Source organism: Rhizobium sp. SEMIA 4085 (genome assembly GCF_013004495.1).
Taxonomy (GTDB): Bacteria; Pseudomonadota; Alphaproteobacteria; order Rhizobiales; family Rhizobiaceae; genus Rhizobium; species Rhizobium gallicum.
In genome coordinates this window covers 1-5,254 of record NZ_JABEPH010000390.1, presented here as the reverse complement: position 1 = coordinate 5,254, position 5,254 = coordinate 1, and the positions used below count along the sequence as shown (strand labels likewise).

The window sequence follows — 5,254 nt, the reverse complement described above, 5'->3', positions numbered from 1 at the left end:
CGAGAAAAAGGCCGACCTGTCGAGAACGTAGGGAACCGAGGCAGGCTGCGCCACAAAGAAACACATCATCACATCGATAAATGCCGGCAAGGAATATTTCAGCAGCTGGTCTAACGATGTAAAATTTGACGGCGAGCCGGTAATTCGCATGTCGGATCTGGCCACCAACAACCACGGCTCTCCGATTTCTAATACCGTGACGTGGCCGCACATCGCTAAGATCAATGTCAAAGGCGTAGACTGTGTTCAGGTTCTGAATGATCTGGGGATTATGGTGCATCCCTACCGCGACCGGGAGAAAAAGGGCCGATGCAAGAAAGGTAAACAACAGTCAGATCACCTGCTGCAGAATGCGTGCGTCAACCAAAAGCGAAGAGGTCCGGCCGCGCCCGGCTTTGGAGGATATGATTTGGACGATGCGCCGTGCATTTGTTTGAACGACGGCACCAAAACAAGGACCCAGCATGGTATAAAATCGGCGTTGCAAAATGACTGGGCAACCAAGCTAAGGGGCGACGGAAAAGTCAAGGTCAGCTACAAAGAAGCGCGCGACGAAAATCTAAAATTCACTGCCGCAGGACACGAGGGAATTCGCAACAGTCCGGAGGCGCTTAAATGCTTGAAAGCAATCATCGACGAGTACTTCATGCGGATTACTGGTGCGTCAAGTGTGGAAGAGCTGGAGAAGCAAGACTGCCGCGTACCAGGCCCACGCAAGAAGCGCGCCCGGAAGAGCAAGGGGAAGAAGAAATCCAAATAGGTTAGACATGCCAGATGATGATTCTACGACAACCTGCCACACGGCAGTTCCTCTAGACAACGGCGATGTGGTTGGCCTGATGGTTACCACAGATGGCGAGTATTTCGTTTCCAGCCTCATGCTCCTGGAGAATTTTCCGGACGGCGACGAATTGGAATTGGCTGACGAGCACCGCCTCGTCGCCGACTTCGATATGATCGCGCCCGATCATTTTATCCTCGCGGAAGGAACGGGAAAAGTCATCGAAGTTCGAAATGGCCGCGTGACTCAGACAGCCGACCTCAAGACAATCTTTACTGGTGTCCATCGCGCCATAGATGGTCGCATATATGCATTTGGTTTTAACGGGAGCGTTTATCAACGCGACGGCATCACTTGGCGGGCCCTACCGAAATTGCGCAGCAACGTGTTGTGCGTGCGCGCCAGTCCTGCTGGCATCGTCTACGCTTGCGGCACCGATGGGCTATTTGCAAGCTTCGATGGGTCGGATTGGACAGCGTTTGACTTGAGCACGAATGTGGATCTGCAATCCTTGCTGGTCCTTGATGATGGAAGTGTCCTTCTTTGCGGCATGTCTGATTTTGCGGGCGTCTGGGCGGCCGAGAGGTGGGTGCAATGGGACGTACCCTCATCTGACTACTATGACCTCGCCTTGTTTAAGGGAAGGATCTTTGTCGGGGCAGGCTCCGAGGGGCTCATGGTTGTCGAAGGGAGTACCTTTAAAGTATCGAAAGCGAACGTCTTTTCGTACAGCTTGCGAGCCAGTGCCCGGCACTTAGCGATCGCCGGCAACAATGAAATTGTCCGATATGATGGTAAGTCGTACCCGTGCCTTGAATTCAACTATGACTTGGAGGACGAGTAGAGAGCTTATACCAGCAGGCCGATGCCGCGCTCCAAAGAGGCGGCAAAATTCGCCGGTGCGGTAAGGATCGCGATTCCCGACGCACCCGGTGAGCTTCCACCCACTCGGGGCGTTGCCGGGAGCCTTCTCGTGGCATTGGCGGCGATATCGTATAAGTTTTGTTCAGAGGTCGTGTTGCCTTGTGCATTGGTCTGCAGCCGATTCAGCCGAGTGTGACCGCCAAATACGCCCTCACCTTTTCCACATCGAGCTCCACGATCCGCCACGCCTTCTTCACCGAAAGCATCCTCACCACAAACAGCTCCCCTGATTCCGGAAACTCGGCGTACCGCTCCTTGGCAATTTGCTGGCCCGCCTCCCCCGCCACCCGTAGCCCGTCGAGATGCGCCTCGAGGCGCTCGACCAAGCGCGCAAGGCGCTCGTCATCCATGTCAGGGTTTTCGTTCGGATGAAGCAGGTGGTAGTCGTAGACCGTCCACAGGAATGCCGCCATCTCGGCATGCTGGCGGACGATTTCGCGAAGAACAGGCGCGGATGGCATCAGTTGAGGTTCACCGATCCGCCACGAATGCGATTTGCGGCGCTGGCGTGGCTGGTCACATAGGTGCCGCGAATGGTGATATGGCCGTCCTTTTCCATAATGATCGTCGCCTTGCCGCAACGAAGCTCGATGCGCTCCTCTCCAGTGATCCGCACGCGCTCTCCATCACGAATGACATTTGGCGTCGAAGATTTGCGCGCCGGCTCCACGATTCGGCCGACGATCAGCGGTCGCGTCGCGTCTCCACCCTCGAAGAGCAGCGCGACTTCGGCACCGATCATTGCTGATGTGAGGTCGGCTAAGCTTCGTGCGGGCAATGCAGTATCCCGGGGGTTGCCGGGAAAGACCACCAGTGGCGCGCCTGCCTCGAAACCCAGCAACACGCCGATCACCACTCCTTCGATACGTTCCCGTGTGTCGAACATCTGAAAACCCCTCAATTATGACTGATCTTGCTGCCCTTCCAAACGACCTCACCGGACGCCTTGCCGTTGAACTTGCCCGTGGCCCTGACCGAAATATCCTTGCCTTCGATCGAGATCGTGCCATCCTTCTTCATTGCAATGGCTGCCGAGCCGCACTTGATGACGATCGAGTCGCCGGCTTCGATCAGCAGATCTTTTCCGATCTTGATCACGCCGTCCTCACCCACCTCGACCGCGCTGCCCTTGGCGATCTTCACCGCCCGGGCCCCTCCGATCTCGGTTGCATCGTCCTCGCCGATCTTTGCGCTACGGCCCTTGCCGATCTCGCTCGTCTGTCCGCCGCCAATCTCGATGCTCTGGTCAGCGCCGATCTCCCAGCTGTCGGATGTACCGATGTCATGGCTCTGGCTGATACCGACGCTGACCGATCGCGACGCGCCGATGGAGTTCATCTGTGCCGCCCCGACCGATCGGGCTTCAGAGGCCCCAACCGTATCGATCCGGCCCGCACCCACGGTGACCGTCTGGACGATGCCAACAGTCTGGGTGTGGTTGGAACCAATGGTCTCGGTGGAATTCGCGCCGATTTCGATCGTCTCGTCCGCGCCGACGGTGAGAGAGCGGTTGATACCCACCGTCTCGGTATCGTTGGAGCCGATGTTGACGGTGCGGTCGACGCCCACTTTGGTCGTCTTGTTGTTGCCGACGTCCTCGTCGAGGTTCACCCCGACAGAGTGCTTGGCATTGTTGTCGATGCGGTCCGCTTGGTCGTGCTGGACCAGCTTGCTGCGGTCGTTCTTGATCAGCAGGTTGTGGTCCTTCTGCGCCTGGAAATAGACCTCTTCCGATCCCGCCTTGTCCTCGAAACGCAGTTCGTTCCAACCTCCGCCGCCAGGCGAGGAATTCGTCTTCAACCCGGACTGGGTGGCATTTCCCGGCAGCTCATAGGGAGGCATCTCCTTGCCGTTATAGACCCTGCCGGTGATGATCGGTCGGTCGGGATCTCCCTCGAGGAAATCGACGATAACCTCCTGGCCGATGCGGGGGATCTGGATGAAGCCCCAGCCCCCACCCGCCCAGGTTTGCGAGACCCGCACGAAGCAGGAACTGTTCTGGTCCTTCTTGCCGAGGCGGTCCCAGTGAAACTGCACCTTCACTCGCGCATATTTGTCCGTGAAGATTTCCTCGCCCGAAGGGCCGACCACCGTCGCGGTTTGCGGACCCCGCATGATCGGCCGACGCGTGGTGCGCGGCGGCCGGTAAGTAGCGGAAGTCGGCGCGATCTGGAGCGTCGCGCGAAAGCTTTCTTCCTCTGCATAAACGGCGGGGCGGTAGCCTGGGTCAAACAGGCGGTAGTCGGCGCGCAGGACGACATGCTCCGTGTTCTGATCCTTGCGCGGGAAATTTTCCAGTTTGAAGTTGCAGCCCGAAGCGAGCCCCCGCACGGTGCCGGCGGCGGCGATGCGCTGATGGGCTGCCTGAATTTCCTCGCGCCGCACCACGGCGACGGTATCACCGCGTCCCACTGTTAGATGGGCGCCGGGATGGCGATAATACTCTCCCTGCGATTGCGCGTGAGCAAACGGCTGCGCCGACTGCGCCATCAGGTCGGCGCCGGGCTTGGTGAAATCGTAATCCGTGTGGGCATAGGTGCCCGGCTGGACGGAACTGGTTAACACCCACTCCGTGATATATTCCTGGTCTCGGCGCAGTGGTTCTCCTTCGGCGCGGAACTTGACCGTCGCATAACCCGGCGCAGGCTTCAGCTTGTTCATGGCGTCGGCAAGTATGAGGGTGTGTTCTCCCTCGCCATATTCGAAGAAGTACATGATGCCTTCATGCTCGAGCAGCCGCTGCACGAAGTCCAGGTCGGTTTCGTCATACTGCACGCAGTATTCCCGTGCCTCGTAGGCACCCTGCAGCCGCTTCTCGAACTTGGCGGGCTTATATTTCGAGAATATCTGCTCGACGATCTCCACCACATTCATGTTCTGGAAGATGCGACAGTCGGTGGTGTTACCCAGCAGCCAAAGCCAAGGCCGCAGCTCCGCCTCGTAATAGGCAAACCCTTCTTCGATGCGGGTCAGGCGAAAGTCTGAAACGAGGCCGCTGAACCACCGCTTCGGGTCTCCTGCCTCCCCCTCAACCGAAATTGGCTTTCCAAGAAGCCTCAGGGCGTCGACGTTCGCGTCGGGGCTGATAAAACCGACGGTGAAGGCAAAACACCTGCTGATCTCGTCATGGCCGATAAGGTGCGTGAAGGTCAGCGTCGCTGGTCCAAGCGGCGTCTGGACGGTTGTCTTGCGTTGTTCGTCCATGCGGAGAGTGCCCCTGTCTCGTGACGCCGGCAGTCCTGGATCATGAACTTACCATAAAGACCCACCACCTCGAAAGACGCATGGCTATTGCACCGGGTCTATCTTCTGCGGGCAAATGATCCGGCGATAAATGCATCGGCCTGGACACGCAAAGCCATTTTTGGAGTGGCTTCCTCTAGGTTTGATCCTTTTTCCCCCATGCGAAGTTGCAAAGATTGCATTACTATGGAGGCATTATTCTTGCCGCTCATCAGGCCAACGAAGTCAACAAGCTGGGTTTACCTGCCATGATGCAAAGAAGTTCCTACTTTCGGCCGAAATGGAGCTTCTTGGTTCCGCTGTTGG

Annotated in this window: 5 protein-coding genes; 2 read left to right on the top strand and 3 right to left on the bottom strand. The window is 57.6% G+C overall.

The annotated features are described in order from the left end of the window. Nucleotides 1-148: 148 nt before the first annotated feature. The gene (locus C9413_RS33860; RefSeq protein ID WP_246703862.1) at nucleotides 149-760 is read left to right on the top strand and encodes a hypothetical protein; all 612 of its coding nucleotides are present in this window, start codon (nucleotides 149-151) and stop codon (nucleotides 758-760) included. 7 nt (nucleotides 761-767) lie between these two features. Continuing rightward, entirely contained in the window at nucleotides 768-1,625 is an 858-nt protein-coding gene (locus C9413_RS27260) for a hypothetical protein (protein WP_040115654.1), read from the top strand. Between the two features lie 202 nt (nucleotides 1,626-1,827). Here C9413_RS27260 and C9413_RS27255 read toward each other — a convergent pair whose 3' ends face one another. From C9413_RS27255 to tssI, 3 genes are read right to left on the bottom strand one after another with little or no spacing between them, the layout of a single operon-like run. Beyond that, nucleotides 1,828-2,166 carry a hypothetical protein gene (locus C9413_RS27255; protein WP_040115655.1) on the bottom strand — a complete coding sequence of 113 codons (339 nt, stop codon included), beginning with the start codon at nucleotides 2,164-2,166 and terminating at the stop codon, nucleotides 1,828-1,830. Further along, entirely contained in the window at nucleotides 2,166-2,591 is a 426-nt protein-coding gene (locus C9413_RS27250) for a DUF6484 domain-containing protein (protein WP_040115656.1), read from the bottom strand. The genes C9413_RS27255 and C9413_RS27250 overlap by 1 nt, the downstream gene beginning before the upstream one ends. Nucleotides 2,592-2,602: 11 nt before the next feature. Further along, entirely contained in the window at nucleotides 2,603-4,909 is a 2,307-nt protein-coding gene (gene tssI / locus C9413_RS27245; protein ID WP_170251159.1) for a type VI secretion system tip protein TssI/VgrG, read from the bottom strand. Nucleotides 4,910-5,254 lie beyond the last annotated feature (345 nt).